Genomic DNA, 26,763 nt, shown 5'->3' with positions numbered 1-26,763 from the left:
CCAATGACGCGTGGTGAAAAAGTTATCGCGTTCATTGAGCGCTATTGCATCGTGCCGGAAGGCAAGCTTATCGGGCAGCCCATGCGGCTGGATGAGTTCCAGAAAGTATTTCTCCTGGCGATGTATGACAATCCGGTTGGCACGGATAAAGCCTATTTGAGCATTGCCCGTAAGAACGGGAAAACGGGCCTCATAGCCGGAATACTGCTGGCGCACCTGGTCGGGCCGGAGGCGAAGCAGAACACCCAGATAGTGAGCGGCGCGATGAGTCGCGAGCAGGCAGGGATCGTGTTCAGTCTGGCGGTTAAGATGATTAACCTGAACCCTGACCTGCAGGGCATCGTGCACATTATCCCGAGTGGTAAAAAGCTCATTGGTTTGCCAATGAACGTGGAATTTCGCGCGCTGGCCGCCGAGGGTAAAACGACGCATGGCCTTTCGCCGGTGCTGGCTATCCTCGATGAAGTAGGTCAGGTCGTCGGGCCGCAGAGTGACTTTATCGACGCCATTATCACGGCGCAGGGTGCGCATGAAGCGCCGCTACTCATAGCTATCAGCACCCAGGCTGCCAACGACAATGATTTGCTCAGTATCTGGCTTGATGATGCCGAGCGATCGGGAGATGCACATATTGTTTCCCACGTGTATCAGGCACCGAAAGAGGCCGACGTGAGCGACCGCGATGGCTGGGCTGCCGCCAACCCTGCGCTGGGCAGCTTCCGTTCGCTGAAAGATTTAGAGCGCCAGGCGGAAATGGCCGGGCGAATGCCGAGCTTTGAGAATACCTTCCGCAATCTTTGCCTGAACCAGCGTGTTTCTACAGTCTCGCCGTTTATCTCGAAAAACGTTTGGGAGAGCGGAAAGGCACCGGCGATCAACACACCGCGTAAATGGTTTGCAGGCCTTGATCTTTCCGCCCGCAATGACCTTACCGCGCTGGTTGTCGCCGGTGAGGATAACGGGGGAGTATGGGATATTTTCCCGTACTTCTGGACGCCAGAAAAAACGTTGGCGGACCGCGCCAAAACTGACCGGGTACCGTATGACGTCTGGGTCAGGCAGGGATTTCTGCGAACGACGCCGGGATCGTCCGTAGATTACGAGTTTGTGGTTAAAGACATTGCTGAAATCCTTAGCGACTTTGACCTGCTGGCATCTATGGCGTTTGACCGCTGGCGCATAGAACTTTTTCGCAAGGAGCTGGAAAACATTGGGCTAACCCTCCCGCTGGTGGAGTTTGGGCAGGGCTTTAAAGACATGGGGCCAGCGGTTGACACGATTGAATCCCTGCTGCTCAACGGCAGGATCCGGCACGGTATGCATCCCGTACTGACGATGTGCGCGCAGAACGCCGTTGTGGTGAAAGATGCGGCTGGCAACCGCAAGCTGGATAAATCCAAAGCCACCGGACGTATTGACGGAATGGTTGCCATGACAATGGCGGCCGGAGCTGCAAATGGGGAGGTCGTTATCGCAGGTGGCGACTTCGAAGACTTCTTATTTAAACCGCTGAGCATGTGATGGATGAACCTAAATACAGCATAGATTTACGTACAAATAACGGCATGTGGGCGCGCCTGCAGTCATGGTTTGTTGGCGGTCGGCTGGTAACGCCGGATCAGGGCTCACAGACGGGGCCGGTTTCGGCCCACGGCGCACTGGGTGATTCTCTGGTTACCGATGAACGCATTCTGCAGATTTCGACCGTGTGGCGCTGCGTGTCTTTGATCTCCACATTGACCGCCACGCTGCCGATGGATGTGTTTGAGACGGACAGCCGTGACAACAGGCTGAAGGTCGGTATGGATAACCCGCTGGCGCGCCTGCTTCGCTATTCACCGAATCAGTACATGACCGCTCAGGAATTTCGTGAATCGATGACGATGCAGCTTTGCTTTTACGGCAATGCCTATGCGCTTATTGAACGGAACTCAGTGGGGGATGTTATTAACCTTTTGCCGCTGATGTCCGCGAATATGGACGTCCGGCTGGAAGGTAAGAGAATCGTTTACCGTTACAAGCGCGACAGCGAGTACGCCAACTTCACCCAGAAAGAAATTTTCCATCTCAAGGGCTTCGGTTTTAATGGCCTTGTCGGGCTGTCGCCTATTGCTCACGCATGTAAATCTGCTGGCGTGGCCGTGGCGATGGAAGATCAGCAGCGCGACTTTTACGCGAATGGCGCGAAATCTCCAAAAATTTTGTCCGTTGGCGACCGTGTAATGACGAAGGAGCAGCGCGATCAGGTGGAAGAGAACTTTAAGGAAATCGCGGGTGGCCCGGTGAAGAAACGGCTGTGGATCCTTGAAGCGAACTTTGCCGCCCACGATATCGGGGTAAGTCCGCAGGACGCCGAAACAATGGCTTCACGTAAATTTCAGGTCAGCGAGCTGGCGCGCTTCTTCGGTGTGCCGCCCCACCTGGTGGGCGACGTAGAAAAATCGACGAGCTGGGGAACCGGCATTGAGCAGCAGAATCTCGGTTTCCTCCAGTACACCCTGCAACCTTATATCTCGCGCTGGGAAAACTGCATCCAGCGATGGCTGCTGAAACCCGGCGATGTAGGAAGATATCACGCTGAGCATAACCTTGACGGGTTGCTTCGTGGAGATTCGACTTCCCGTGCGGCCTTCATGAAAGCCATGGGTGATGCAGGCCTTCGAACGATTAACGAGATGCGCAGACTCGACAACATGCCCCCAATCGACGGGGGAAATGTCGCTATGCGACAGAAACAGTATGTACCCATTACCTCTCTGGGAACTGATAACAAACCTCGCTCCGGCGGGGTTTAGTTTTTTTGGGGGCAGCATGCCAGAAGTTAAGAAAACACTCTCTTTTGAAGAGACAGAAATCAAATTCACCGGCGACGGTACCCAGGGGATTTTTGAAGGTTACGCCTCCGTATTCGGGAACGTCGATTCTGATGGCGACATTATCCTTCCCGGCGCCTTCAAAAGTGCTATCCAGCAGCCGAGCCGCAAGGTGGCTATGTTCTTCAATCACCGCGCCTGGGAGCTGCCGGTGGGCAAGTGGGATGCGCTTGCAGAAGACAGCAAGGGGCTTTTTGTCCGCGGTCAGCTTACGCCAGGTCACAGCGGTGCCAGCGACCTTAAAGCGGCCATGCAACACGGCACCGTAGAAGGTATGTCGGTTGGGTTTTCCGTTACTAAAGATGATTACTCGCTGGCTACAGGTGGCGGGCGGATCTTCAAAAATATTACCACGCTGCGAGAAATCAGCGTCTGCACCTTCCCTGCGAACGAGCTGGCCGGTGTATCCGCGATGAAGAGTATCGACGGCATAGAAACCATTCGTGATGTTGAGAACTGGCTGAGGGATTCAGTGGGTTTAAGCAAATCACAGGCAGTGGGGCTTATTGCCCGGTTTAAGTCAGCCGTCCGGAGCGAGTCCGAACCTGATGAAACCAAATCAGACATCTCTGCGCTTATTGCGCGTATCAGTTCATTCCCTCAATCATTAGGAAAATAATATGTCCGAATTAGCACAGATTCAGAAAGCCATCGAAGAGTCTCAGAAAAACATGCAGGAGCTTTTTGATGCTCAGAAAACGGAAATTGAAACCACCGGACGTGTCTCAAAACAGGTACAGGACGATCTGGCGAAAGTCCAGGAAGAGCTGAAAGCCTCCGGTTCCCGCCTGTTCGACATTGAGCAGAAGTTTGCCTCCGGTGCAGAAAACCCCGGCGAAAAGAAATCGTTCTCCGAGCGTGCCGCAGAAGGGCTAACGAAATCCTGGAACGGCAGCAAAGGCCACTACGAAGCGCAGACTTTCAATAAGTCGCTGGGCAGCGATACGGCATCAGCCGGAAGTCTGATCCAGCCGATGCAGGTGCCGGGCATTATTATGCCAGGCCTGCGCCGCCTCACCATTCGTGATCTGCTGGCTCAGGGGCGCATCTCCAGTAACTCGCTGGAATATGTTCGTGAAGAACTGTTCACCAATAGCGCAGCAAGCGTAGCGGAAAAGGCGCTTAAGCCTGAATCCGAAATCACCTTCAGCAAGCAAACGGCAAACGTGAAAACCGTAGCCCACTGGATCCAGGCATCGCGCCAGGTCATGGACGATGCCCCTATGCTTCAGTCCTACGTTAATAACCGTCTGATGTACGGCCTGGCGCTAGAAGAAGAGCGCCAGCTGCTTAATGGCGACGGCAGCGGCGACGATCTGGAAGGTATTAACCATGTGGCCACGGCCTACGATACTGGACTGAACGCTGCCGGAGATACCCGCGCCGATATCATCGCCCACGCGATTTTCCAGGTGACCGAATCCGAATTCAGCGCTTCGGGTATCGTGCTTAACCCGCGTGACTGGCACTCCATTGCGCTGCTGAAGGATAACGAAGGGCGCTATATCTTCGGTGGTCCGCAAGCTTTCACCCAGAACATCATGTGGGGGCTGCCGGTGGTACCCACGCGCGCCCAGACCCAGGGCACCTTTACCGTTGGCGGTTTTGATATGGCCTCGCAGGTCTGGGATCGTATGGATGCAACCATTGAGGTCAGCCGCGAAGACCGCGATAACTTCGTGAAGAACATGCTCACCATCCTGTGCGAAGAACGCCTGGCGCTGGCGCACTATCGCCCGAAAGCGCTGATCAAAGGCACCTTCGCAGACCAAACCAGCTGATGAGGGGGGCGGGGAAGCCCGCCCTTAGGCCTATGGCAATTAACGTTCTCGACGTGGTACCTATCGAGGAGCTACGTCAGCATATTGAGTTTGACAGTGACGACCGTGACGCGGTTATCAAACGTTACGCACAGGCGGCGCTGGATTACTGTTTGCGCTGGTGCGATGAACCGCGCTGGAAGGCAGCCGGAGATATCCCTTCACCCGTGGTATCCGCGATGCTGCTGGTGTTTGGCGATTTGTTTGAGCACCGTACCAGCCAGACGGAAGTGCAGCTGTATAGCAACGCTGCAGCAGAGAATCTGATGTTCTCCTCCCGTAACTGGCGGGGCAGTGCTGAAGAGGAGACTTCCTGATGGAGCCAGGACGCCTTCGGCATCGTGTGCGGATAGAAGTTAAAACTGACGAGCGAGACAGCCACGGGCAGCCGATTGGATGGTTGGATGTGGGTACTGTCGCCGCTGATATCCGGTCGGTAACTGGCAAGGAATTTATCAGCGGAAACGCGGAGCGCTCATCCGTAACCAGCAAAATCTTTATGCGCTATCGGAGCGACGTCCGGGCGACGACAACGAGGCTTATTGAAGTTACGTCAAAAGGGAACGGTCGTGTTTATAGCGTAACGGCTCCTTTACCCACGCGTGACCTGCGGAATATGGAAGTGCTATGTACGGAGGACTTCAGCCGTGTTCCTTGATCTTAAAACTGAAATCGAATCGCTACTGAACGTGAAGGTGTATCCGCTCATTGGCCCACAAACTGAAAGCGAGTTCGTCACACTTCAGTTGATCAGCGATACCCCTCTTGAGTCAGGAACCATTCGTACGCAGCTGGTGGCAGGGCGCTGGCAGATTAGCTTCATTTCTTCTTTCTACAGCCGCGCCGAAGAGATGGACAAGTTGCTATGGCTGGCGTGGGAAAGCCTGGTACATGGACACATCGGCAGTTACCCGGTGCAGTACGTCCAGCGCGGCGGCATTTCTGAGAGTTTTGATTCCGACGATGGAGGGAAATACCGGCGCGCACGTGACTACGTTTTTTACTATCCGGAGGGGGCGTCATGATCCGCATGGAGGTAAAAGGTCTGCAGGATCTTGAGCGGCAGCTGTTGGCGCTGGGCGAAAAGGTTGCCGACAAGGTTCTGGCCTCAGCTGGAAAAGAGGCTATGGAAATTGTTAGCGAGGACATGCAGCAGCATGCCGGGTATGACGAATCCAGCAAGGGCGTGCATATGCGCGACAACATCAAAACAACATCCCGTAATCGAATGAAGGACAGCCGCTGGAACACAGTGGTGACCATTCGTGTCGGTCTTTCCAGAGAGCACACCATGAAAGCCCTGGCGCAAGAGTTCGGCACCGTTAAACAGGTCCCAAGCCCCTTTATGCGTCCTGCGCTGGATTTTAACAGGGCAAAAATACTGCGCGTTCTTGCGGTTCGCATCCGTGACGGTATCGAAAATAATCGTTAAGTGAGGTAATGAAATGCCAGATCCAAATAAAAGTTCCCCGGAATACGCCATGCTACCTGCTGGAACCGTCGTTATGTGGGGGGCAGCAGGCAGCGACGTAGCAACAATGAAGCCGCTTATTAACTGTAAGGCGCTGGGGGCAACGGGCCAGACCGGCGGCTTTGTGGACTGCACCACGCTGATTGACCGTAATAAGCAGTTTATTTCCGATCTGCCAGAAGGCCCGGAAAAATCACTGGGCTTTATCGACGATCCTGCCAATAAGGATTTTGCAGACTTCCTGAACGCCGCCGAGAATCGTCAGACCGTGCAGTTCTATGTTGAGCTGCCCAATGGACGTACGGCAAACATGGTCCTGGCTCTGTCCGGCTGGCAGATGAACGAAATCACGGCCCCGGCCAGCGAAGTTATCCAGATCACGGTGCAGGGTAAGCAGAACAACATCAACTGGGGAACGGCGGCGACAAGCTGATCTCACTGAGCTATCTACAGGCCGCCGCGTGGCGGCTTTTTTAATGGAGAAATTTAATGACCGACCTGAAATCTCAACTGCTTGCCCCGGAACGCACGGCCTTTCCCGTTACCATTCTGGGCGCGCAGGTCTTTATCCGCCGCCTGACATCCTTTGAGCTGGAAGAATACGACGAGAAACAGCAGCAGCTCCGTGAGGATACAAACCTGAGCGGAATGGGACTGTCGACCGCCGCATTTATTCTGAGTGCGATGGTTGATGAAAGCGGTCTGCCCATCCCGGCAACGGATCTGCCGGCACCGGATGAACTGCTGAAGGCTCGTTCGAATGCATCACTCATTGAAGCCCTTCAAACCGTTCAGCGCCACAGCTGGGGCACGCTGGAGGAAGCGAAAAAAAACTGATGAACTCCCCCTGGCTAATGGACATTTTTACCCTGTCCGATCGCCTCGGGGAGTCGGACCCGCGAAAAATAGCCAGCCTGCCTGCTGACATTCTCCTGCACTGGAAGGCCTGGCTTTCCCTTACGGGAAACACCGTTGAAGGGACGGCACCGTCGATGCCAGTGACTGCTCAGCAGACTGGTATTGACCAATCGTCAAGGCAATGTGCCGACGTGATGAGGATCCTCGGACAATGAGTGATGTTGCAAGCCTGTCGGTTGCCCTGCACCTGAATTCTGCTGCTTTTAAGTCGCAGATCACCGACGCATATCAAAAAGCAGGGCAGTCCAGCAAGAAATTCAACGACCAGGCGAAATCACAGGCAAATGAACTGGCGGAGGCCATTGCCAAAACGGTCGATGCGGCCAAAGGCATTGGCTTTCCCGCAGCAAATGCCGATCAGTTCTCCGGGGCCACCCGTGGCGCCGGGCAGCTGAATTTTGTGCTTCATGAAGTAGCCGCCGGGAGTAACGTTGCCAGCAGCAGCATTATCAATGCGCTGATCCCCGCCGTCCACTCGCTGAAATCTCAGTTGGATGGTAGCGCCGGTGGCTGGAAAACTCAGCAGGAAGCCGCCAAAAACGCCGCCGCTGAACTGGCTAAGGCTGCTGAAAATCAGATAGCCGTAGCTCAGGCTGAAAAACAAGCCGCTATCAACAAAGCCACCATTGCCGAAAAAACGATAGTGGCTGCAAAAGCCCAGCGGGACCAGGCTATCGCGCTTGATGAGTATTACGCGAAGCAGACTGCGGTAAATCAGCAGTTTGGCCTGAACGTCAGCTATCAGGACGAGCACCTGAAAAATGAGCGCGCCATCATCGAGGCAAACAGGCTCGAGGCCGGGGCGCTGGAAAAACTCAAAGCCGCAAAAGCAGGTGTTATTGCAGCTGAGCTGGTGGAAACGGAAGGCAAGGCCGCGCTCGTCGTCGCTACCGAAGCCGCTACGGCGGCGAATACCCAGCTTACCTTCTCACAGCGCCTGGCCGCGACCAGCAGCCGCGCGCTGGGTACCGCGATGAGTTTGCTCGGCGGACCTGTCGGGATAGGCCTTACTGCCCTGGCGGCAGGCGGAGCATATCTCTACAGCGAATTTAAAAAGTCTGAAGAGCAGACAAAAAAACTTAATGATGCGGTTTTGAGCTTACGCACATCCGCGCGCATTTCCGTCTCGGATTTGAAATCCCTGAATGCTGAGCTCGGTGGTACTGAAAACTCTCTGACTGCGGTAACGGCCGCTGCAAAGGGAGGCTTCAGCGGGTCACTGCTTAATGAAGTCGCATCTGTTGCCAATGCATACGCAGAAGCTGGAGGTAATGCAGAAGAGCTGGTCAGTAAGATTTCAGCGTTGAAAGGCGATCCCATTAACGCCATGCAGCAACTCACGGCGCAGGGCGTATCGCTCAATGAGTCCATCATCCAGCAGGTGATCAGCCTTAACAATAAAGGCCAGACCGCTCAGGCCACGCAAATCATCATGGAACAGGCGCTGAATGCGGAAAGTGAGCGGCTGAAAGAGCTGGCGGCTCAGGCGGATACATATCTTGATAAGTTAAAAAATCTTGGCCGGGAATGGGGAGTGCTCGGTGGGCTGGGGGAGGCCACGGCATGGAGCGATAAGCTCGGCAAAGACCAGAAAGATTATGAAGATAAAACACGCCAGTTCCTCGCCGCCAGTAAAGCGGGCTACGCGGAAGCCCAGAGCGAGCGTATTAAAAATTCTGTTGGCCTGAAAAGCTATATGGATGCCGGGACCAGCGCCGCCGAGAAGCGCGCCGAGGCAATTAAAAAGCTCAATAGCAGCATCTACTCGTCTGATTCTCAGGACTATAAGCGCATCCTGAAAGGTGTTAATGAGGAATACGAGAAGGCTGTTAAGAAAAACAAGCCTAAAAAGCAAAAGTCATCTGGTCAGAGTGAAGGGCAGCGCGCGCTGATGCAGGCCCAGCAGCAAAATGCCGTACTGCGCGAACAGGCGCAGACAGCGGATAAAATGACAGGTTCAGCGCGGCAGCTGGTAGCATTCAACGAGCAAATTTCTGGACTTAAAGGTCAGAACCTGACCGCCGATCAGAAAAGCCTGGTCAGTATGCAGGACCAGATCCGAGCGCAGCTTCAGGCGAACGCTGCCCTTGAGAAAGAAGCGCAGCTTAGGGCCACAGTTCAGAAGTATCAGCAGGAGAGCCGGAAGTGGGCAGAAGAAGCGGAGGCTATGCAGCGTGAATCTGCATTGAGTCTGGGGAAATACAGCCTTTCCGATCGTGAATCGGCCGATGCCGATGCGCGTACCGCCATCATTAACCGATTTAACCACCGCCGCATCGCGCTTGAGAAAGATTTCACCGATCACACCTCGGCCGAGTACCAGACACGCCTTGCCGACCTTGAAAGCGCTAAGCAAAGAGAGTTGCAGATTACCGAGCAAGCCAGCCAGGACAAGCTGACAGCTGAGCAGGATTACACTGCGGGCTTTCGCCGTGGAACGCTCAACTGGGTGGATGCTGCACGGGACGCGAACAGCCAGATGGAAAGCTTTTCAACGGGTCTGTTTGACAGCATGACGGAATCCCTCGCCACGTTTGCAATTTCCGGCAAGCTTAGCTTTAAAAGCTTCACCGTATCTATTCTTTCCGACCTGGCCAAAATTGCGACCCGCATAGCGCTTTCAGGCGCCCTGCAGGGAATATTTGGTGCGGTAAGTTCCTCCTTTTCCGGCGGTGGAGGTTCCACACCATCGGGTGCCTATGACAGCGCGGCGGCTGGCTTAAAGTTTAATGCCAAAGGCGATGTCTATAACTCTCCCTCACTGAGTTCGTACAGCAACGCGGTTTACGATTCTCCGCAGACCTTTGCCTTTGCGAAAGGCGCGGGTGTCTTTGCCGAAGCAGGCCCGGAAGCAATTATGCCGTTGACGAGAGCCTCTGATGGTTCATTGGGCGTTCGTGCTGTTGGCGGCGGGGCTTCTTCCGGCGCTGCACCGCAGGTTTTCATTAACATCAACAGCGAGGGTAATACTACAACCCAGGCAACCGGCGGCTGGGAGCAGTTTGGGAAGGAGATTGGTAACTTCGTCGACCAGCGTTACCGACAGCTTATTCAGTCGGATATTCGCCCTGGCGGCGCAATCTGGAACGCAACAAAAGGCGGACGCTAATGGCGATTGAAACCTTTACCTGGAGCCCCAGGGTTAACCCGACGCAGAGCGTTAGTTTTCGGACCCGTAAAGCACGGTTTGGAGACGGATATCAGCAGGTTTCAGGCGACGGTCTTAACCCGCGGGGTCAGCAATGGGATTTGAGTTTTGTCGGAACGGAGAACTACATCGCAGCGATAAAGAGCTTTCTGGACAGGCAGGGCGGCACAAGATCGTTTCAGTGGAAGCCGCCGCTGGAGCCGCTGGGGCTTTACCGCTGTGAGGAGTATAAACCAACCCCAATGGGCGGGGAAAATTATTCCCTGACCGCAACGTTTGAGCAGGCATACAAACCATGAGCATTAACAGCGACTATCAGAAACTTGAGCCAGGCAATGCCATTCGGCTGTTAGAAATGGACGGCAGCGCCTTTGGCGTTGGTGACATCCTGCGGTTCCATTCTCATAACATCCCCCATACCGAAGCGGAGATTATTGCCGCTGGTGGCGATGAGTCAAAGCTACCCGCCAAATCCATCTGGTGGCAAGGCGAAGAATATAAAGCCTGGCCCTGTCAGGTAGAGGGTGTTGAAGCATCGACCAGCGGCAGCGGTGCTCAGCCTAAGCTGTCGGTCGCTAACCTCGACAGCTCGATCACCGCGCTTTGTCTGCATTATGACGATCTCCTGCAGGCGAAGGTGACCATCCACGATACGCTGGCGCAGTATCTTGATGCCCGCAACTTTACCGGCGGAAACCCGTCCGCCGATCCGACGCAGGAAAAGCTGCAGGTGTTCTACATCGACAGCAAAAGCTCGGAAACAAACCAAGTGGTGGAATTTACGCTGAGCAGCCCGATGGACCTGCAGGGGTTAATGCTACCGACGCGCCAGCTTCATGCTATGTGCACGTGGTGCATCAGGGGTAAGTACCGGACCGGCGATGGTTGCGATTATGCCGGGACACGATACTTTGATGATAAAAACAATCCCGTTGACGATCCGTCTCTGGATAAATGCAGCGGCACGCTGCGGGGCTGTAAGCTCCGCTTTGGCGAAAACGAAGAGCTCCCGTTCGGCGGGTTCCCTGGCACGTCACTTATCAGGAGCTAAGCATGCGGCAAAAAACCCTTGAGGCCATAATGGGGCATGCGGCCGCCGAGTATCCGCGCGAGTGCTGCGGGGTCGTCGCACAGAAAAGCCGCGTGGAACGCTATTACCCGTGCCGTAACCTGGCGACCGAACCGACGGAGCATTTTCACCTGAGCCCAGAGGATTACGCAGTGGCGGAGGACTGGGGAACGGTAACTGCCATCGTGCACAGTCATCCCGATGCGACGACTCAGCCGAGCGAGCTGGACAAAGCGCAGTGTGATGCAACGTTGCTGCCCTGGCATATCGTCAGCTGGCCTGAGGGGGATTTGCGCACCATCCAGCCCCGCGGCGAACTACCATTGCTGGAACGCCCGTTTGTGCTCGGGCACTTCGACTGCTGGGGGCTGGTGATGAGCTACTTTCGGCAGGAACACAGTATCGAGCTGCAAGATTATCGCGTCGATTACCCCTGGTGGGAGGACAGTTACCCGGAAAACTTCTACCAGGAATGCTGGTACGAGTGTGGATTCCGGGAGTTCGAAGGCGCGCCGCAGCCGGGCGATATGGTGATAATGCAGGTCCAGGCCAATAAGTGGAACCATGCAGGGATCCTGCTGGAGGGCAACATGCTGTTACATCATCTATACGGACACCTCAGCCAGCGCGTTCCGTACGGCGGCTACTGGCAGGACCGGACAATGAAGGTGCTTCGATATAAATCCCTGTGCTAATCTTCTGGTAATTTTTCAAAGGGGATAAGGACATGAAAAAGTTAATATTTGTAGCGGCTCTAATTGGCTTAGCTGGATGTACAACCTCCGCAGTGAATTCACAACAAGCTAAGCCAGTACCTTCAGAGAGAATCCTTAAGCAAGGGGCTGGTGAGTCAACTATTGTTGTTACCAGGGATAACGGTTGGTTTGCCGGTGGCGGTTGTTTCGTTGAAATAACCGTAGATGGTAAATCCTATGCGAGAATTGATACTGGTGAATCGATAAGTATCAAGACAGAACCCGGCAGACATATCCTTGGAATATCAGGCGATTCTCAGGGTAAGGGGTTGTGTGGGTTCAAGGTTGGTCAGCCAATAAAAGAGACCTCAACGCAAATCAATTCTAATGAAATACAGAAATTTAGAATAACTGGTGACACAAACTCTGGTCTTGACATAAGGCCTTCATCATTTTGATTATATTTAATCTGACAATTAACCACCTTCGGGTGGTTTTTTTATGGAAACGTAAAACATGAAAGAAGTAATGGTAAACATTGAAATGGGTGGTGTATTAGGAAAGACATTCGGTAAATCTCATGAACGCTTAGTTTCAACCACCGCAGAAGTTTTTCGAGCTCTCTGTTGTACTATTTCAGGTTTTGAACAATATCTTAATACCAGTAAAAAAAGAGGGTTAACATTCGCTATATTTAAGGGAAAGAAAAATATCGGCGAAGATGATTTAGGTTATCCAATAACTGAAGATGTCATCCGTATTGTTCCAGTCATCATCGGTAGTAAAAAAGCGGGTTTATTACAAACCATACTGGGCGCAGTCTTAGTTGTAGCTGGTTATGCATTATCGGGATTTACAGGTGGTGCGAGTATGGCGTTGGTGGCTCCTGGTGTTGCGTTAATGGCTGGTGGTGTGATCCAAATGTTATCCCCCCAGCCCGGTGGACTTGCCAGCAAACAGAGCGCAGACAACCAGGCATCTTATGCCTTCGGCGGCGTGACGAATACCGCCGCTCAGGGATATCCGGTCCCGCTTCTGTACGGGCAGCGCACAATCGGCGGCGCCATTATTTCGGCGGGGATCTACGTCGAAGATCAGCAGTAAAAATCACGATTTCAATCAACCGCCGCTTGGCGGTTTTTTTATGGGCGCGATATGGCAAAGAACATTATCAAAGGCCGTAAAGGCGGTGGATCATCCTCCCGTACGCCTACCGAACAGCCGGACGATTTACAATCCGTCGCTAAAGCCAAACTGCTCATTGCGCTGGGGGAAGGCGAGTTTGCTGGTGGGCTAGACGGCAAGAGTATCTTCCTGGACGGAACACCGCTGGAGAATGCCGACGGCTCAGCTAACTTTAGCGGCGTGGCGTGGGAGTTCAGATCCGGCACGCAGGCACAGCAGTATATTCAGGGCATGCCCGGTACCGAAAACGAAATAAACGTAGGTACCGAGGTATCAAGCGCCACGGCATGGACCCACACGTTTACCAATACTCAGCTGTCTGCAGTTCGCCTGCGACTGAAATGGCCGTCGCTATTTAATCAGAAGGATAACGGCGACCTGGTGGGATATTCGATTAAATACGCGGTCGATCTGCAAACCGACGGCGGCACATGGAAAACCGTCATTGATACAGCGGTGACGGGAAAAACGACATCGGGCTATGAGCGAAGCCACCGTATTGATTTACCGCCTGCGGGCAGTACGTGGACCGTCAGACTCAGGAAGATCACCGCCGATGCAAACAGCGCAAAAATTGGCGATATGATGACGCTGCAGAGCTATACGGAAGTAATCGACGCAAAATTGCGCTACCCCAACACGGCGCTGCTTTACATAGAGTTCGACTCGAGACAGTTTAACGGCAGCATACCGCCAATTTCCTGCAAACCGCGCGGGCGCGTAATCCGCGTGCCGGATAACTATGACCCCGTCACCCGAAGCTATAGCGGAACCTGGACCGGCTCGTTTAAGTGGGCGTGGACAGATAACCCAGCGTGGATATTTTACGATCTGGTTATCACCGACCGCTTTGGCCTGGGTAACAGGCTGACGGCCGCGAACATCGACAAATGGACGCTTTACCAGATTGCTCAGTATTGCGACCAGCCAGTCCCGGATGGCAAAGGCGGCAGCGGAACCGAGCCGCGCTATACCTGCAACGTCTATGTGCAGAACCGCAACGATGCTTATACGGTGCTACGGGATTTTGTTGCCATCTTCAGGGGCATGACGACATGGGGCAGCAACCAGATTGTCACCCTGGCTGATATGCCCCGCGATATTGATTACAGCTACACCCGGGCGAACGTTATCGACGGGATGTTTAACTATTCCAGCAGCACAACAAAAACGCGTTACACAACCGCGCTCGTGTCGTGGTCCGATCCGGATAATGCCTATGCGGATGCAATGGAGGCGGTATTTGAACAGGATCTGGTTGCCCGCTACGGATTCAACCAGCTTGAGCTGACTGCCATCGGCTGCACACGGCAGAGCGAGGCGAACCGCAAGGGCCGCTGGGGTATTCTGACCAATAATAAAGACCGCGTGATCACGTTCTCCGTGGGTCTGGACGGCATGATCCCTCAGCCTGGCTATGTTATCGCCGTGGCGGATGAAATGCTGTCCGGGAAAGTGACTGGCGGGCGAATCAGCAGCGTTAATGGCCGCGTTATCACCCTCGACCGCAAGCCCGACGCGGTTGCCGGCGATCGCCTTATTCTTAACCTGCCATCCGGTGCAGCACAGAGCAGAACCATTCAGGCCGTAAATGATAAGGTCGTGACGGTGACGGTGGCCTATGGTGAAACGCCGCAGGCGGAAAGCGTCTGGGTTGTTGAATCCGATGAGCTCTACGCGCAGCAATACCGCGTGGTGAGCGTGGCCGATAATAACGACGGCACGTTCACCATTTCCGGCGCGTATTACGATCCGGACAAGTATACCCGCATCGATACCGGCGCGCTGATTGATGAGCGTCCGGTGAGCGTCATCCCGCCGGGAAATCAGTTCCCGCCGGACAACATCGTTATCAGCTCGTTCTCTGTCGTACAGCAGAACATCAGCATGGAAACCATGCGCGTCAGCTGGGATCAGGCGGCGAACGCTATTTCTTATGAGGCGCAGTGGCGCAGGAACGAGGGCAACTGGGTGAACGTGCCGCGCAGCTCCACGACGTCGTTTGACGTGCCGGGCGTTTATGCTGGCCGCTATCTGGTCCGCGTGCGTGCCATCAATGCCGCAGAGATTTCCAGCGGCTGGGGTTACTCGGAAGAAAAAACGCTGACGGGAAAGGTGGGTAACCCGCCGAAGCCGGTAGGCTTCACCGCCTCAGATAACGTGGTGTTTGGCATCGAGCTCAACTGGGGATTCCCGGCGAACACCGACGACACGCTGAAGACGGAAATTCAGTACAGCCTCACCGGTAGCGAAGACGATGCGATGCTGCTGGCCGATGTGCCATACCCGCAGCGCAAATATCAGCAGATGGGCCTCAAGGCTGGGCAGATATTCTCGTACCGCGCACAGCTGGTGGACAAAACCGGCAACGAATCCGGTTATACCGACTGGGTGCGCGGGCAGGCAAGCACCGACGTGTCTGATATCACTGACGCCATTCTTGAGGACATGAAGGGCTCGGAGGTATTTCAGGAGCTGATCGAGAATGCCGTGGACAGCAATGAAAAAATTGCTGATATGGCGAACGATATCAAACAGAACGCCGATGACCTTGAGAAGCAGGCGCTGGAAATTCAGCAGAACGCTGACGGGCTGGCGCAGGCGGCCGTAAAAATCGATGAAATTAGCGTATCGATGGACGGCATGTCCAGCGGCGTTAAAAACTCCTCCATTGCCGTCATTCAGAACAGCCTGGCCCAGGTGACCAGCCGACGCTCACAAACGGCGACAAACTCGGGGAACAGCGCCAGCATTGACCGCATTGATACCACCATCGCGGATACCAGCCAGGCGGTCGCCAGGGCGCTGGTTACCCTCGATGCCTCAGCGGGCGGTAACGTTTCGAATGCCACGGATCTGACTGAAACACTGGCTGACTTTACCCAGGCATCCGCCACGAAAATCAACTCCCTGACGGTGACCGTTAACGGCCAGACTGCGGCTATCACTCAGACCGCCACTGCTATTGCTGACATCAACGGCAACATCAACGCGATGTATAACATCAAGGTTGGCGTAGCCGCTAACGGGCAGTATTACGCTGCGGGCATGGGAATTGGCGTTGAGAACACGCCCGGCGGCATGCAGTCGCAGGTTATCTTCCTGGCAGACCGCTTCGCAGTGACTTCGCAGGCTGGCAGCACCGTCTCACTGCCGTTTGTAATCCAGAAGGGACAGACGTTTATCAACGATGCGTTCTTCAGGGATGCCAGTATTCAGTTCGGTAAAATCACGGATTCCCTCCAGTCTTCCAACTACGTTGCGGGTAGCGCAGGCTGGCGCTGGGGTAAGGATGGCACCATGCAAAACTATGGCAGCGACAGTCAGGGCGGCATGAAACAAACAAACGTTACGCTGAGTATCCGGGATGCCAACAGGCTGCGTGTGCAGATTGGTAAAATTACGGGGGTGTTCTGATGGCATACGGCATACAAACCTGGGATGCCGCCGGAAAGCCTAATAACTATGGCCTTGTGCCGGTGAGCGTGCTGGGCTTCTTTGCAGTGGGTCAGAATCAACAATCAGGATCGGCATCATTTACGGTACCGGCCGGATTCGTCATGGACATATTGCAAGTTTGCTCGGGTGAAACTTACACCCAGACCCGCCGGACGGTCACCGTTTCTGGCGGGAGTATTACCATAGGGGCAGCGGCGGATACTGATTTCGGCGCGAATACCTACCCGGCCATTGCCGGTTTTATTATTGCGTTTCTGAGGGCGGCGTAATGGCAGACTGGGGAGCACTTCTTACCACGGATAATGGCGCGCCGTTTATTACGCCGCAGTCCATTCCGCTGGCGCTGATCGGCAAACAGTCTGTAGCTCTTAAAATGGGCGCGGGTGAGATAACAAACGTATCTCAGGCAATACCCGCGGGACGGCCGGTCATTCCTTTTGTCTGCTCTACCGTGAATTGCGTGCTGAGTTATACGGTGAGCGGCAATAACTGCACGGTGTCCGCCAGCAAGCCGGACGCAGCCGGAACGGTGCATGTTTATTTCTTCACGATATTCCCGCAGTCACTGCCCGCGTGGGGAATTGCCATCTGGGACGAGCAGGGCACCTGCGTTCTGACGAATGAGACGCGCGTGCTGACGGACATTGAGGCCATCGGAACTAACGGAAGTGCAGCTGGCGGCGGATTTAATATTAACGTTTCCCGAGCCGGGAAAATGGGCATCGTGCCATCAATGTGTGGGCTGGTAACCGGCGTAATCACCTCGGGAGGCACCCGGCCGTATATGTCACAGTACTTTTTCTCAGCGGTTTACAGTGGAGGCAACACGACGATTCATGTTGCAACGTCGAATGGCCAGCCTCCTTCAGGCACCATCAATATTGCGTACCACAATATGAGAAATCGCGTATATGCTCTCAATCTGGATAATTATGATTAATTAATCGATCGGTGAAAACGATCAATTACATGTAATTGATCTATGTAACCAATTATCATTATCTGCCCGTTGCTGATATGTTCCAGTTTAATTAGATATTCAATGTGGATGAATGATGAAGAAATATATTGCAATTACTTTTGCCGCTTTTGTGTTATCTGGCTGTTCAGGCTTGATGGAGCGCCAGCAGCCAGTATGCACAGCATCGGCAATGGTTGGTGGCCAGAGCGCAACGGTTCAAATTTATGACGTAAAGAAAATAAACGGACAGACAAAATATCAGGCCGGTTATCCGTTTAACTGGCAGTACGTCAGCAAGAATAATTTCACGCATACAACATGCGAATAAATTAACCTGTTATCTGAACCCGCCGAGAGCGGGTTTTTTTATGCCCGGAGAAAATATGATTTATAACGCAGGCACAATTTCATTAAGCGGCAATACGGCCACAGGCGCAGGTACCAGCTGGACCGCGCCAGCCAGTCAAATACGAACCGGCCAGACGATTATCGTCTTATCTAATCCCGTACAGCTTTTCCAGATTACCGCGATTAACAGTGCAACCTCTCTCACCGTTACGCCTGCTGCTTCGCCATCACTGACCGGTCAAAGGTACGGCATTCTTGTCACGGACAGCCTGTCTGTTGATGGCCTAGCGCAAAGTATTTCACAGCTCATCAATGAGTACGACGAGAACATTGGTGCATGGGAAAGCTTCGCCTCAACGACAGCTAACCAGAACGTCACGGTAACCATCAACGGGCAGAGTATTTCCATCCCTGCGCTGGGTAAGTTGGTTCAAAAAGGGACTAATGGAACGGTGCCAGTAGCCCAGGGCGGTACCGGTGCGACGAACGCGCAGGACGCTCGCTCAAACCTCGGTTTAGGAAGTAGTGCCACGAAGGATGCCGGAACCGCAGCTGGGAACGTCATGCAGGTGGGGGCTTTTGGGCTCGGCTTAACCCAGCAATCTAACAGCACCACAGAAGGGAGTACGCCAGGAATACCGGTAGGGTTTTACAATGGAACCGGGCAATATTGGGGAAATCCCAGCGGCAATGCTAATGAGTCATTGGCCATCATTCAGTTGCCTGGAGCGCTTCCTGGTTGGCGCGGGCAAATGGCGATCGGTGAAAATGGCCTGGGTATCGTTTACATCCGGTATGGCCAATCAACTTCTTTTACCCCTTGGAAAAAGTTGTACGGCGAAGCGAACACCACAAAATCAAGTGATGGCACATTGAAAGCTGCATCACCCGTGGCGCGAATTGTCAGTAGCCTGGAAGATTGTCAACGTATCGATATTGATGAGAGCGGTTTTAAATGGTGTGGCTGCGGAACGGCGAACGATGAAGCTGAAGGCATCAATATTTCTCGCCTCGATGTCGGTGTGTACATTCTTAAAGGGGCTGCTGGACTTGCCTCTGAAGGCTGGCAAATTTTATCCCCGATGGACCCTGGAGGTATGGGGGAGCTTGGTGTCGTAGAGGCGGAAGAAACAGAAAACGGAGGGATAACTATTCGGCTTTATAAACGAAAATATGCAATGGATGCAGACGGCGATATCGTAAAAACGAAGGGCGCGCCAATAGACGTACCAGCCAACAGCTGGATCGATATACGCTTGGATATGCCCATCGACAGTATCTGGAATAAAAAAATCGCAGAGGCAGCGAAGGCGGCGGAGTTTGAAAATCATCAGGATGTGCAGTCGTCATAATTGATAGCCTTTACCTGTCTTGATCTGTCACTCTCAGTAAATTACTGTGTATACATACAGTGATATTTAGAGGGCTGATTATGCCGCGCTACTATGAAATTGAAACAGCTTTTGACCGAGCTGTGAAGCTCGAGCCCAACGGCAGGCGAACAATAACGACTGCCGATTTTGTCGCAGAACTCGAAAAAGTGAACTGGTTTTGGGATTTAAAAAGGGCAAATGACTGGATCGAGATGAGCGTTACAACGTTCAAAGACATCAGCACGCAAGAGGGCGAATCACGGACGTTTATGGTCTACAACCCGAACGGAGGGCGCTGACATGGGATTTCCATCGCCCGCCGCAGATTACCTGGACTGCGGAATTAACTATCGCACTGAGGTTTTTCAGTTCACCGGGCCGAGCTGCTTTGTCTATGAGGTGGATGAAACAGAAGGGTGCGAAATGCAAGCCGGGGCGCTGCTTGTATGCGAACGTGATTGTCATGCCATGCACGGGGATACAGTCCTGATCGAAATCGGGGGAGAGAAGTTCATCCGAAAAGTGGTATTAGGTCGGCGGCCGGGGCTGACACATTTCAACGGTTCGGGCTTTGTTCCCTTCGATGATGATAACGAGATCGTTGTGTTGGGCCTGGTTAAAACGGTGATCCACCGGCTGCGCCGGTTTCAGCATGACGATGGTAATCCGTTTATTTGAGGAATGGGCACAAAATAAAAAGCCTGGACCGGAGTCTGACGTTTAAAGGTGCACGTGCATTTCACGAGTATATTTTTGTCTTTTCTAGGTCTAAGTTTTGTCTGATTATATTGGGTAAGTTGCTGTTTTGGCATCGATTATCAGGATCTTGTCCTGACAAAAGTGGTGGGGTTTGCGGGAGTTGGGCCCTTGGATAGTTTGCGAAATAACTCTTATATTCTTCCCCAAAACCAAAGCTAACCTATTGTAAATAAAGGGAAGAAAAAGATATTAAGATTAAAGAAAATCAGCCAGAAAATATTAGTTAACTGGCTGATTTATAATGGTTAATTATAAGAATCACTCGTCTGCTTGTGAAATAGCTCGCGGAAGACGGGATAAATATCATCCTGATCGCGGATGTGCTGCATGGCGAAGTTATCGAAGGTTGCCTGCAGGTTTTCGTATTCACGCCACAGCGTCTGGTGGGCGCGGCGGGTGATCTCGATATAGCTGTAATAACGCACCACCGGCAGCAGTTTCTTTGCCAGCAGCTCGTGGCACAGGGGCGAGTCGTCTGCCCAGTTATCGCCGTCCGACGCCTGCGCCGCGTAGATATTCCACTGCGTTGGGTCGTAGCGCTCTTTCACCACTTCATCCATCAGCTTCAGCGCGCTGGACACGATCGTGCCGCCGGTTTCCTGAGAGTAGAAGAACTCGTGTTCGTCCACTTCTTTCGCCTGCGTGTGGTGACGGATGTAAACCACCTCAACGTTTTTATAGGTCCGGCTCAGGAACAGATAAAGCAGGATGTAAAAGCGTTTCGCCATGTCTTTCGTGGCCTGGTCCATAGACCCGGAGACGTCCATCAGGCAGAACATCACGGCCTGGCTGGAAGGCTCGGCGCGTTTTTCGTAGTTTTTGTAGCGTAGGTCGAAGGTGTCGATAAAGGGTACGCGGGCGATTTTTTCGCGCAGTTCAGCGATCTCTTTGCGCAGACGCTCCTCTTCCAAAAGCTGGGCGGGTTCGCTTTTGCTGACCGTATCCAGGCTGTCTTCCAGTTCGTGCAGCTGGCGGCGTTTACCTGCCGTCATCGCCGTGCGTCTTGCCAGCGAGTTTTGCAGTGAACGAACCACCGCGATATTCGCAGGCACGCCGTTAGAGGTGTAGCCCGCGCGGTGCGTTTTGAACTCGTTGAGCTGCCGCTGCTGATTTTTCTTCAGGTTGGGCAGGGCAAGGTCTTCAAACAGCAGGTCGAGATATTCATCTTTCGAAATCTGGAAGACGAATTCATCCTGGCCTTCACCGTCCTGGCTTGCCTGGCCCTGGCCGCCGCCTGAACCACCGCCGCCACCCTGCGGACGCTCGATGCGATCGTTCTGTACGAAGTGGTCGTTGCCGGGATGCACGCGATGGCGCAGGCCGCCGCGCCCCTGGTGAAACATCGGTTCGCTGATGTCTTCATTTGGGATGGAGACGGACTCGCCGCTGTCGACGTCGGTAACCGAACGCTTGTTGATGGCCTCGGAAATCGACTGTTTGATCTGCGCCTTGTAACGGCGCAGGAAGCGCTGACGGTTGACCGCGCTCTTGTTTTTGCCGTTCAGCCGCCTGTCAATAAAATAGGCCATAGTTCCCCCAAACTTCTTTGCCAACTGCGCAGGGGGGCCACGTGGCGTGGCCCCATCTTTAACTTAGCCGTTATGAAGATTTGCGCACCCGCAGATACCATTCGCACAGCAAACGCACCTGTTTGCGGGTATAGCCTTTCTCCATCATGCGATCGACAAAGTCATCGTGTTTCTTCTGCTCGTCCGTCGAGGTTTTGGCGTTGAACGAGATAACGGGCAGCAGCTCTTCGGTATTGGAGAACATTTTCTTCTCTATAACCGTGCGCAGCTTCTCGTAGCTGGTCCAGTTAGGGTTACGACCATTATTGTGGGCGCGAGCACGCAGCACGAAGTTGACGATTTCATTTCGGAAATCTTTCGGGTTGCTGATGCCGGCTGGTTTTTCAATTTTTTCCAGTTCCGCGTTCAGGGATTCACGGTCGAAGAGCTGGCCGGTATCCGGGTCGCGGTATTCCTGGTCCTGAATCCAGAAGTCAGCGTAGGTGACATAACGGTCGAAGATGTTCTGCCCGTACTCTGAGTAGGACTCAAGATAGGCCGTCTGGATCTCTTTGCCGATAAATTCGGCGTATTTCGGGATCAGGTAGCCTTTCAGGTGCTCGAGGTATTTTTCCGCCAGATCCTGCGGGAACTGCTCGCGCTCGATTTGCTGTTCCAGAACGTAGAACAGGTGTACCGGGTTCGCCGCCACTTCTACGTGATCAAAGTTGAACACGCGGGAGAGGATTTTGAACGCGAAGCGCGTGGACAGCCCGTTCATGCCTTCATCGACACCGGCGTAGTCGCGATATTCCTGATAGGACTTCGCTTTCGGATCGGTATCCTTCAGGCTTTCGCCGTCGTAAACCCGCATTTTAGAGTAAATGCTGGAGTTCTCCGGCTCTTTCAGGCGCGACAGTATAGAGAAGCGGGATAGCGTTTCCAGCGTGCCGGGGGCGCACGGCGCGTGGGACAGCTCGCTGTGGTTAAGCAGTTTTTCGTAGATTTTGATCTCTTCGGAAATCCGCAGGCAGTACGGCACCTTGACGATATAAACGCGGTCAAGGAAGGCTTCATTGTTCTTGTTGTTACGGAAGGTCACCCACTCCGATTCGTTGGAGTGCGCGAGGATAATACCGTTGAACGGCAGGGCGGAAATGCCTTCCGTCCCGTTGTAGTTCCCTTCCTGGGTTGCGGTCAGCAGCGGGTGGAGCACCTTAATCGGCGCTTTAAACATTTCGACGAATTCCATGATGCCCTGGTTGGCGCGGCACAGCGCGCCGGAATAGCCGTAGGCGTCCGGGTCGTTTTGGGCGTGGTTTTCCAGCTTGCGAATGTCAACTTTACCAACCAGCGCCGAGATATCCTGGTTGTTCTCATCGCCCGGTTCGGTTTTCGCAATGGCGATCTGCGCCAGAATAGAAGGCCAGACCTTCACCACGCGGAATTTGGTGATGTCGCCGCCAAACTCGTGCAGGCGTTTTGCCGCCCATGGCGACATAATGGTGCCGAGGTAGCGGTTCGGGACGCCGTACTCTTTTTCAAGGATTGACGCGTCTTCCTGCGGGTTAAACAGGCACAGCGGGTGGTCGTTTACCGGGCTGCGTTCGCCGTTGGCGCTAAGGGTGTAAATAGGCACGCGCTGCATCAGCGCCTTCAGGCGTTCTGCAAGCGAGGACTTACCGCCGCCTACCGGGCCCAGCAGGTAAAGAATCTGCTTCTTCTCTTCCAGCCCCTGAGCGGCATGCTTCAAGTAGGCAACGATTTGCTCAATGGCTTCTTCCATGCCGTAGAACTCTTCAAACGCGGGGTAACGCGAGATTACGCGGTTCGAAAAGAGACGGGACAGCCGTGGCTCTGTGGCAGTATCCACCATCACTGGCTCACCGATGGCCATCAATAGCCGTTCTGCCGCATTGGCATAGGCACTGCGATCTTGCTTACAGATGGCAAGAAATTCCTGCAGTGTGAACTCTTCGTCCTTGGCAGCTTCATAGCGCTGGCGATAGTGATCGAATATATTCATGGCATGCCGTCCTTTCGTTTTTAGCACAGGTTAGAGAGCCAAAGGTAATAGTAATGTGGGCTCCCGGAAGACGTAATCTGAGTACAGCAACCCTTATGCCAACCTAGCTGTTGTGGTGCTTGTGGTACTGCCGTCAGAGTTATTCACCTTCCTAAAATAAAGCGTAGATGGCATTTGGAAAACTTGCATGGCACCGCGCTCCAATTTCAATGACATATCAATAACTCATCCAAATAAATATCCTCACGTGCTAAGCGGTCGCGTGCCGTTTCACCCGAACGTCACAGAAATGAAAGCCTGGCGTCACACGTTTGCGCGAAGATTTTAGGTTGAACAATTATTGGCTTTTGGTAAAAAATTTGGGAAGACGGACAAGGGCGGTTACACTTCTCACGCTGATTATTTGATTAAAGGACTTAATGGATTGTGACCAAATTCAAAATTCTGACACTGAGCGTACTTATCGCCTCTTCAGTAAGCACCGCGATCGCGGCAAATCAGTGGTCTGTTGGCGCGGGCGTTGGCGTAATAACCAGCCCGTACAAACAGTATGACCGTGATGTGTACCCAGTGCCGGTGGTGACCTACGAGGGCGATAATTTCTGGTTCCGCGGTTTAGGCGGTGGCTATTATCTGTGGAACGACCAGGCCGATAAGCTTTCAATCATGGCCTATTACTCGCCTACCTATTTCAAACCGGGCGATAGCGACAACAACCAGCTGCGTCGGTTGGACAAGCGTCGTAGCACCATGATGGCTGGCCTTTCCTATGTCCACAATACTGAATACGGTTTCCTGCGTACGGCGCTGACTGGCGATACGCTGGACAACAACAACGGTATCGTCTGGGATCTGGCGTGGCTTTACCGCTACACCAACGGCGGCTTAACGCTGACCCCGGGTATCGGCGTGGAATGGCAAAGCGCGCACTACAACGATTACTACTACGGCGTTTCGCACAGCGAATCACGCCGCAGCGGTTTGAACAGCTATGATGCGGACGATGGCTGGAACCCGTACATTGAACTCAGCGCGAGCTACAAATTTGCGCCAGACTGGAGCGTTTATGGCACGGGCCGCTACAACCGCCTGAGCGATGAAATCAAAGACAGTCCGATGGTGGATAAATCCTGGTCAAGCGTCTTCTCCGCTGGGGTCACCTACAGTTTCTGATAGTGCATTTTGTGCATAGTTACGGGGCGCTTGCGCCCCTTTCTTATGTCTTTAAAAACAGTAAGTTATATCAAAATCAAGCAGTTAACCCCCCAACGAAACCAACCAAAACCCCTCTAAATCAAACCTGTGTGGTCAAAATGTGGATCACTGCTTTTTCGTTTGTGGTCATTTTGGGAGGGGGTCAGTCGAGGTTTACCAGCGGGTTTAACGTAACAGCATCAGCCAAGTGATCAGGCGAGAAGTGCGCGTAAACCATCGTCTGGTTGATATTGGAATGCCCCAGGATGCGCTGTAAAACGAGGATGTTGCCGCCGTTCGCCATGAAGTGGCTGGCAAAGGTATGGCGGAAAACATGCGTTGCCTGCCCTGCGGGTATTTCAGGGGCTACGCGTTTGAGTGTTTTACGCGCCAGATCGTAATCAATGTTAGGGAAAAGCAACCGGCCTTCACCCTCTGTGATCTCCTGCGCCAGTGCCGCCGTGATGGGTACAGTACGGTGCTGCCCGTTTTTGGTTTCGGTGTAAGTAACTCGGTCACTATATACGCGATCGCGTGTGAGTCTCGCCGCTTCATTCCAGCGGGCACCTGTAGAAAGGCATAGCTTTGCCGCTTTGAGGTTGTCGCCTTCGAAAGCTGACAGAACGCGGCGGATCGCGTCTTTAGTTAGGAAGCCTAATTCCGTTTGCGGTAATTTCAGTTCGCTGAGTTCAGTTAATGGGTTTTGATCGTGAAACAGGCCAAGCTCTCGCAGCTTGTTGAACATCGCTTTTAGGTCGCGATGCTCATTGTTGACGGTCTTACGGGCAATGCCATCTGTGATGCGTTGCGCGCGGTACTGGGCAAACGCTTCGGGCGTAACGTCGATTGCGCGTGGGAAACCTAACCGGCGATCGGTAGCCTTTAGTTTTACGTGGCGGTTTTCGCCATCTTTCAGCGTGCTGCCGCAGCGATCCCACCAGAGGGTAATAAGCTCGCTTAGAGCGCTCCGATCCCTGGGCTTATCAACCCATTCTTTATTGTGATGGGTGGCGATTGCCCAGCGCTCATATTGTTGAGCTTCGGCTTTGGTAAGGAATTTTTTTCGGATGCGTTTCCCAGTGCGCCCCTGAGGGCGAACATCAACCATCCAGCCATCAGAGCCTAATGATTTAATAGTCATATACAATATGCAGCGAGTTACCAGAACCAGGCATTACGTAAAGGTGGGATGGCGTTTTTGAATATAAAAGTATTTTTCATACAATATCCTTATCACATTTATAAATCGACAAAACGAAATTACTGTTCAATAAAGCTCACTAATTCGCTGCAAATACCACCCTGACCCCATTTTTTATATATTTTGTAAAGTACTAACCAACCTTGTGGCCTTTTTGGGGGCTGATTGTTTCGCTTCGCCCATCAGGGGAGAGAGCCGGGGATATCTGCCCGGATTCTGGTGCTATCTGATCTGCCATTAGCCACAGCGTATATTTTTTGAACCTTGGGTGCATGGTGAATCTTGTTAAGGTATCGCTGCCAATTTTAGAGATCCGACCGGTTTCATACCGCTTCATTGTCGGCACAGGGATTTTTGTAAGTTCTGCCATTTCTCCCCGTGTTAGCCCTTCCGCTTCTCTAATTTCACGTAACTTCAAGCCAAGCGTCATCGTGTGAGTCCTATGTGATTTTGCTAAATTTCACGCCATTTTCGATGGTGGTCGAATGGACTCTTGTTGGCCTACTGAATTGGGCGAAACCTGCCCAGATTCTGGGGCTATCTGATCGGTCATCAGCCAAAGGGTGTATTTCATGAATCTTGGATGATGAGTGATCTTTGTAAGAGCATCTCCGCCCGGTTCAAATTTACCGCCTTCATATTTCTTAAGGGTGCTCACTGACAACCCGATGATGTCGCAGAACTTAGCTTGGCTCAGTCCTTCACTCTCACGGATCTCTTTAATCTTCTCACTCAATTTCATTTGACATGGGACC

The 26,763-nt window shown here is 53.1% G+C and carries 29 protein-coding genes; 24 read left to right on the top strand and 5 right to left on the bottom strand.

Features of this window, described 5'->3' with window-relative positions; translation table 11 throughout:
* Window positions 1-3: 3 nt before the first annotated feature.
* The 23 genes from ACSPHG_RS13895 (at window position 4) to ACSPHG_RS13785 (ending at window position 19,998) form a co-directional block, all read left to right on the top strand.
* Entirely contained in the window at window positions 4-1,521 is a 1,518-nt protein-coding gene (locus tag ACSPHG_RS13895; protein WP_435954114.1) for a terminase large subunit, read from the top strand.
* Complete coding sequence (locus tag ACSPHG_RS13890; protein WP_435954113.1) at window positions 1,521-2,795, top strand: phage portal protein; 1,275 nt, start codon at window positions 1,521-1,523, stop codon at window positions 2,793-2,795. The genes ACSPHG_RS13895 and ACSPHG_RS13890 overlap by 1 nt, the downstream gene beginning before the upstream one ends.
* Before the next feature lie 16 nt (window positions 2,796-2,811).
* A complete protein-coding gene (locus ACSPHG_RS13885; RefSeq protein WP_435954112.1) occupies window positions 2,812-3,492 on the top strand; it encodes an HK97 family phage prohead protease in 681 nt (226 codons plus the stop codon).
* 1 nt (window position 3,493) lies between these two features.
* Window positions 3,494-4,654 (top strand): phage major capsid protein, encoded by a 1,161-nt coding sequence (locus ACSPHG_RS13880; protein WP_435954111.1) that lies wholly within the window; start codon window positions 3,494-3,496, stop codon window positions 4,652-4,654.
* 32 nt (window positions 4,655-4,686) lie between these two features.
* Window positions 4,687-5,010: a head-tail connector protein gene (locus tag ACSPHG_RS13875; protein ID WP_435954110.1), complete on the top strand. Its 324-nt coding sequence runs from the start codon at window positions 4,687-4,689 to the stop codon at window positions 5,008-5,010.
* Entirely contained in the window at window positions 5,010-5,351 is a 342-nt protein-coding gene (locus ACSPHG_RS13870; protein WP_435954109.1) for a phage head closure protein, read from the top strand. Before ACSPHG_RS13875 ends, ACSPHG_RS13870 begins: the two co-directional genes overlap by 1 nt.
* The gene (locus ACSPHG_RS13865) at window positions 5,341-5,718 is read left to right on the top strand and encodes a hypothetical protein (protein ID WP_435954108.1); all 378 of its coding nucleotides are present in this window, start codon (window positions 5,341-5,343) and stop codon (window positions 5,716-5,718) included. Before ACSPHG_RS13870 ends, ACSPHG_RS13865 begins: the two co-directional genes overlap by 11 nt.
* Window positions 5,715-6,125 (top strand): HK97-gp10 family putative phage morphogenesis protein, encoded by a 411-nt coding sequence (locus tag ACSPHG_RS13860; RefSeq protein WP_435954107.1) that lies wholly within the window; start codon window positions 5,715-5,717, stop codon window positions 6,123-6,125. The genes ACSPHG_RS13865 and ACSPHG_RS13860 overlap by 4 nt, the downstream gene beginning before the upstream one ends.
* 13 nt (window positions 6,126-6,138) lie before the next feature.
* Window positions 6,139-6,597: a phage tail protein gene (locus ACSPHG_RS13855; RefSeq protein WP_435954106.1), complete on the top strand. Its 459-nt coding sequence runs from the start codon at window positions 6,139-6,141 to the stop codon at window positions 6,595-6,597.
* 56 nt (window positions 6,598-6,653) lie between these two features.
* Window positions 6,654-7,001, top strand: a complete 348-nt coding sequence (locus ACSPHG_RS13850; protein ID WP_435954105.1) for a phage tail protein — start codon at window positions 6,654-6,656, stop codon at window positions 6,999-7,001.
* A gap of 232 nt (window positions 7,002-7,233) precedes the next feature.
* Complete coding sequence (locus ACSPHG_RS13845) at window positions 7,234-10,191, top strand: phage tail tape measure protein (protein ID WP_435954104.1); 2,958 nt, start codon at window positions 7,234-7,236, stop codon at window positions 10,189-10,191.
* Window positions 10,191-10,529 (top strand): phage tail protein, encoded by a 339-nt coding sequence (locus tag ACSPHG_RS13840; RefSeq protein WP_435954103.1) that lies wholly within the window; start codon window positions 10,191-10,193, stop codon window positions 10,527-10,529. Before ACSPHG_RS13845 ends, ACSPHG_RS13840 begins: the two co-directional genes overlap by 1 nt.
* Window positions 10,526-11,281: a phage minor tail protein L gene (locus tag ACSPHG_RS13835; protein ID WP_435954102.1), complete on the top strand. Its 756-nt coding sequence runs from the start codon at window positions 10,526-10,528 to the stop codon at window positions 11,279-11,281. The genes ACSPHG_RS13840 and ACSPHG_RS13835 overlap by 4 nt, the downstream gene beginning before the upstream one ends.
* Window positions 11,282-11,283: 2 nt before the next feature.
* On the top strand, window positions 11,284-11,994 hold the full coding sequence (locus tag ACSPHG_RS13830) for a C40 family peptidase (protein WP_435954101.1): 711 nt from the start codon (window positions 11,284-11,286) through the stop codon (window positions 11,992-11,994).
* A 32-nt stretch (window positions 11,995-12,026) separates the two neighbouring features.
* Window positions 12,027-12,452, top strand: a complete 426-nt coding sequence (locus ACSPHG_RS13825) for a hypothetical protein (RefSeq protein WP_435954100.1) — start codon at window positions 12,027-12,029, stop codon at window positions 12,450-12,452.
* A gap of 58 nt (window positions 12,453-12,510) precedes the next feature.
* Entirely contained in the window at window positions 12,511-13,098 is a 588-nt protein-coding gene (locus ACSPHG_RS13820; RefSeq protein WP_435954099.1) for a tail assembly protein, read from the top strand.
* A gap of 51 nt (window positions 13,099-13,149) precedes the next feature.
* Window positions 13,150-16,596, top strand: a complete 3,447-nt coding sequence (locus ACSPHG_RS13815; RefSeq protein WP_435954098.1) for a TipJ family phage tail tip protein — start codon at window positions 13,150-13,152, stop codon at window positions 16,594-16,596.
* Entirely contained in the window at window positions 16,596-16,907 is a 312-nt protein-coding gene (locus tag ACSPHG_RS13810; protein WP_435954097.1) for a hypothetical protein, read from the top strand. Before ACSPHG_RS13815 ends, ACSPHG_RS13810 begins: the two co-directional genes overlap by 1 nt.
* Window positions 16,907-17,578 (top strand): hypothetical protein, encoded by a 672-nt coding sequence (locus tag ACSPHG_RS13805; RefSeq protein ID WP_435954096.1) that lies wholly within the window; start codon window positions 16,907-16,909, stop codon window positions 17,576-17,578. Before ACSPHG_RS13810 ends, ACSPHG_RS13805 begins: the two co-directional genes overlap by 1 nt.
* A 115-nt stretch (window positions 17,579-17,693) precedes the next feature.
* Window positions 17,694-17,927: a phage exclusion lipoprotein Cor gene (cor, locus tag ACSPHG_RS13800; protein WP_435956018.1), complete on the top strand. Its 234-nt coding sequence runs from the start codon at window positions 17,694-17,696 to the stop codon at window positions 17,925-17,927.
* 55 nt (window positions 17,928-17,982) lie between these two features.
* The gene (locus tag ACSPHG_RS13795) at window positions 17,983-19,299 is read left to right on the top strand and encodes a phage tail fiber protein (RefSeq protein WP_435954095.1); all 1,317 of its coding nucleotides are present in this window, start codon (window positions 17,983-17,985) and stop codon (window positions 19,297-19,299) included.
* Window positions 19,300-19,379: 80 nt separating this feature from the next.
* On the top strand, window positions 19,380-19,619 hold the full coding sequence (locus ACSPHG_RS13790) for a DNA polymerase V (RefSeq protein WP_435954094.1): 240 nt from the start codon (window positions 19,380-19,382) through the stop codon (window positions 19,617-19,619).
* A gap of 1 nt (window position 19,620) precedes the next feature.
* Window positions 19,621-19,998 carry a S24/S26 family peptidase gene (locus tag ACSPHG_RS13785; RefSeq protein ID WP_435954093.1) on the top strand — a complete coding sequence of 126 codons (378 nt, stop codon included), beginning with the start codon at window positions 19,621-19,623 and terminating at the stop codon, window positions 19,996-19,998.
* Window positions 19,999-20,324: 326 nt separating this feature from the next.
* Here ACSPHG_RS13785 and ACSPHG_RS13780 read toward each other — a convergent pair whose 3' ends face one another.
* Window positions 20,325-21,608, bottom strand: a complete 1,284-nt coding sequence (locus ACSPHG_RS13780; RefSeq protein WP_435954092.1) for a YeaH/YhbH family protein — start codon at window positions 21,606-21,608, stop codon at window positions 20,325-20,327.
* 70 nt (window positions 21,609-21,678) lie between these two features.
* Entirely contained in the window at window positions 21,679-23,613 is a 1,935-nt protein-coding gene (gene yeaG / locus ACSPHG_RS13775; RefSeq protein WP_435954091.1) for a protein kinase YeaG, read from the bottom strand.
* 426 nt (window positions 23,614-24,039) lie between these two features.
* Here yeaG and ACSPHG_RS13770 point away from each other — a divergent pair, with 426 nt between their 5' ends.
* Window positions 24,040-24,786, top strand: a complete 747-nt coding sequence (locus ACSPHG_RS13770) for a MipA/OmpV family protein (protein WP_435954090.1) — start codon at window positions 24,040-24,042, stop codon at window positions 24,784-24,786.
* Window positions 24,787-24,970: 184 nt separating this feature from the next.
* On the opposite strand, the gene ACSPHG_RS13765 is transcribed toward ACSPHG_RS13770, so the two are convergent.
* The 3 genes from ACSPHG_RS13765 to ACSPHG_RS13755 all read right to left on the bottom strand — a co-directional run bounded on the left by ACSPHG_RS13765 (window position 24,971) and on the right by ACSPHG_RS13755 (window position 26,750).
* A complete protein-coding gene (locus ACSPHG_RS13765) occupies window positions 24,971-25,948 on the bottom strand; it encodes a phage integrase (RefSeq protein ID WP_435954089.1) in 978 nt (325 codons plus the stop codon).
* A gap of 193 nt (window positions 25,949-26,141) precedes the next feature.
* Window positions 26,142-26,438: a helix-turn-helix domain-containing protein gene (locus ACSPHG_RS13760; RefSeq protein WP_435954088.1), complete on the bottom strand. Its 297-nt coding sequence runs from the start codon at window positions 26,436-26,438 to the stop codon at window positions 26,142-26,144.
* Window positions 26,439-26,468: 30 nt separating this feature from the next.
* Window positions 26,469-26,750 (bottom strand): helix-turn-helix domain-containing protein, encoded by a 282-nt coding sequence (locus tag ACSPHG_RS13755; protein WP_435954087.1) that lies wholly within the window; start codon window positions 26,748-26,750, stop codon window positions 26,469-26,471.
* Between the last annotated feature and the right edge of the window lie 13 nt (window positions 26,751-26,763).

Source organism: Dryocola baronae, from assembly GCF_051297175.1.
GTDB lineage: Bacteria > Pseudomonadota > Gammaproteobacteria > Enterobacterales > Enterobacteriaceae > Dryocola.
The sequence above is the reverse complement of the archived record's forward strand: the minus strand, read 5'-3'. Positions and strand labels throughout refer to the sequence as shown.

Excerpts from the sequence above, each read along its gene's own strand:
- cor (WP_435956018.1), top strand. The coding sequence starts at position 17,694 with ATGAAGAAATATATTGCAATTACTTTTGCCGCTTTTGTGTTATCTGGC.
- ACSPHG_RS13820 (WP_435954099.1), top strand. The coding sequence starts at position 12,511 with ATGAAAGAAGTAATGGTAAACATTGAAATGGGTGGTGTATTAGGAAAG.
- ACSPHG_RS13875 (WP_435954110.1), top strand. The coding sequence starts at position 4,687 with ATGGCAATTAACGTTCTCGACGTGGTACCTATCGAGGAGCTACGTCAG.
- ACSPHG_RS13830 (WP_435954101.1), top strand. The coding sequence starts at position 11,284 with ATGCGGCAAAAAACCCTTGAGGCCATAATGGGGCATGCGGCCGCCGAG.
- ACSPHG_RS13810 (WP_435954097.1), top strand. The coding sequence starts at position 16,596 with ATGGCATACGGCATACAAACCTGGGATGCCGCCGGAAAGCCTAATAAC.
- ACSPHG_RS13785 (WP_435954093.1), top strand. The coding sequence starts at position 19,621 with ATGGGATTTCCATCGCCCGCCGCAGATTACCTGGACTGCGGAATTAAC.
- ACSPHG_RS13840 (WP_435954103.1), top strand. The coding sequence starts at position 10,191 with ATGGCGATTGAAACCTTTACCTGGAGCCCCAGGGTTAACCCGACGCAG.
- ACSPHG_RS13880 (WP_435954111.1), top strand. The coding sequence starts at position 3,494 with ATGTCCGAATTAGCACAGATTCAGAAAGCCATCGAAGAGTCTCAGAAA.
- ACSPHG_RS13825 (WP_435954100.1), top strand. The coding sequence starts at position 12,027 with ATGAAAAAGTTAATATTTGTAGCGGCTCTAATTGGCTTAGCTGGATGT.
- ACSPHG_RS13855 (WP_435954106.1), top strand. The coding sequence starts at position 6,139 with ATGCCAGATCCAAATAAAAGTTCCCCGGAATACGCCATGCTACCTGCT.
- ACSPHG_RS13765 (WP_435954089.1), bottom strand. The coding sequence starts at position 25,948 with ATGACTATTAAATCATTAGGCTCTGATGGCTGGATGGTTGATGTTCGC.
- yeaG (WP_435954091.1), bottom strand. The coding sequence starts at position 23,613 with ATGAATATATTCGATCACTATCGCCAGCGCTATGAAGCTGCCAAGGAC.
- ACSPHG_RS13755 (WP_435954087.1), bottom strand. The coding sequence starts at position 26,750 with ATGAAATTGAGTGAGAAGATTAAAGAGATCCGTGAGAGTGAAGGACTG.
- ACSPHG_RS13760 (WP_435954088.1), bottom strand. The coding sequence starts at position 26,438 with ATGACGCTTGGCTTGAAGTTACGTGAAATTAGAGAAGCGGAAGGGCTA.
- ACSPHG_RS13895 (WP_435954114.1), top strand. The coding sequence starts at position 4 with ATGACGCGTGGTGAAAAAGTTATCGCGTTCATTGAGCGCTATTGCATC.
- ACSPHG_RS13795 (WP_435954095.1), top strand. The coding sequence starts at position 17,983 with ATGATTTATAACGCAGGCACAATTTCATTAAGCGGCAATACGGCCACA.
- ACSPHG_RS13870 (WP_435954109.1), top strand. The coding sequence starts at position 5,010 with ATGGAGCCAGGACGCCTTCGGCATCGTGTGCGGATAGAAGTTAAAACT.
- ACSPHG_RS13815 (WP_435954098.1), top strand. The coding sequence starts at position 13,150 with ATGGCAAAGAACATTATCAAAGGCCGTAAAGGCGGTGGATCATCCTCC.
- ACSPHG_RS13845 (WP_435954104.1), top strand. The coding sequence starts at position 7,234 with ATGAGTGATGTTGCAAGCCTGTCGGTTGCCCTGCACCTGAATTCTGCT.
- ACSPHG_RS13890 (WP_435954113.1), top strand. The coding sequence starts at position 1,521 with ATGGATGAACCTAAATACAGCATAGATTTACGTACAAATAACGGCATG.
- ACSPHG_RS13860 (WP_435954107.1), top strand. The coding sequence starts at position 5,715 with ATGATCCGCATGGAGGTAAAAGGTCTGCAGGATCTTGAGCGGCAGCTG.
- ACSPHG_RS13885 (WP_435954112.1), top strand. The coding sequence starts at position 2,812 with ATGCCAGAAGTTAAGAAAACACTCTCTTTTGAAGAGACAGAAATCAAA.
- ACSPHG_RS13805 (WP_435954096.1), top strand. The coding sequence starts at position 16,907 with ATGGCAGACTGGGGAGCACTTCTTACCACGGATAATGGCGCGCCGTTT.
- ACSPHG_RS13790 (WP_435954094.1), top strand. The coding sequence starts at position 19,380 with ATGCCGCGCTACTATGAAATTGAAACAGCTTTTGACCGAGCTGTGAAG.
- ACSPHG_RS13850 (WP_435954105.1), top strand. The coding sequence starts at position 6,654 with ATGACCGACCTGAAATCTCAACTGCTTGCCCCGGAACGCACGGCCTTT.
- ACSPHG_RS13835 (WP_435954102.1), top strand. The coding sequence starts at position 10,526 with ATGAGCATTAACAGCGACTATCAGAAACTTGAGCCAGGCAATGCCATT.
- ACSPHG_RS13780 (WP_435954092.1), bottom strand. The coding sequence starts at position 21,608 with ATGGCCTATTTTATTGACAGGCGGCTGAACGGCAAAAACAAGAGCGCG.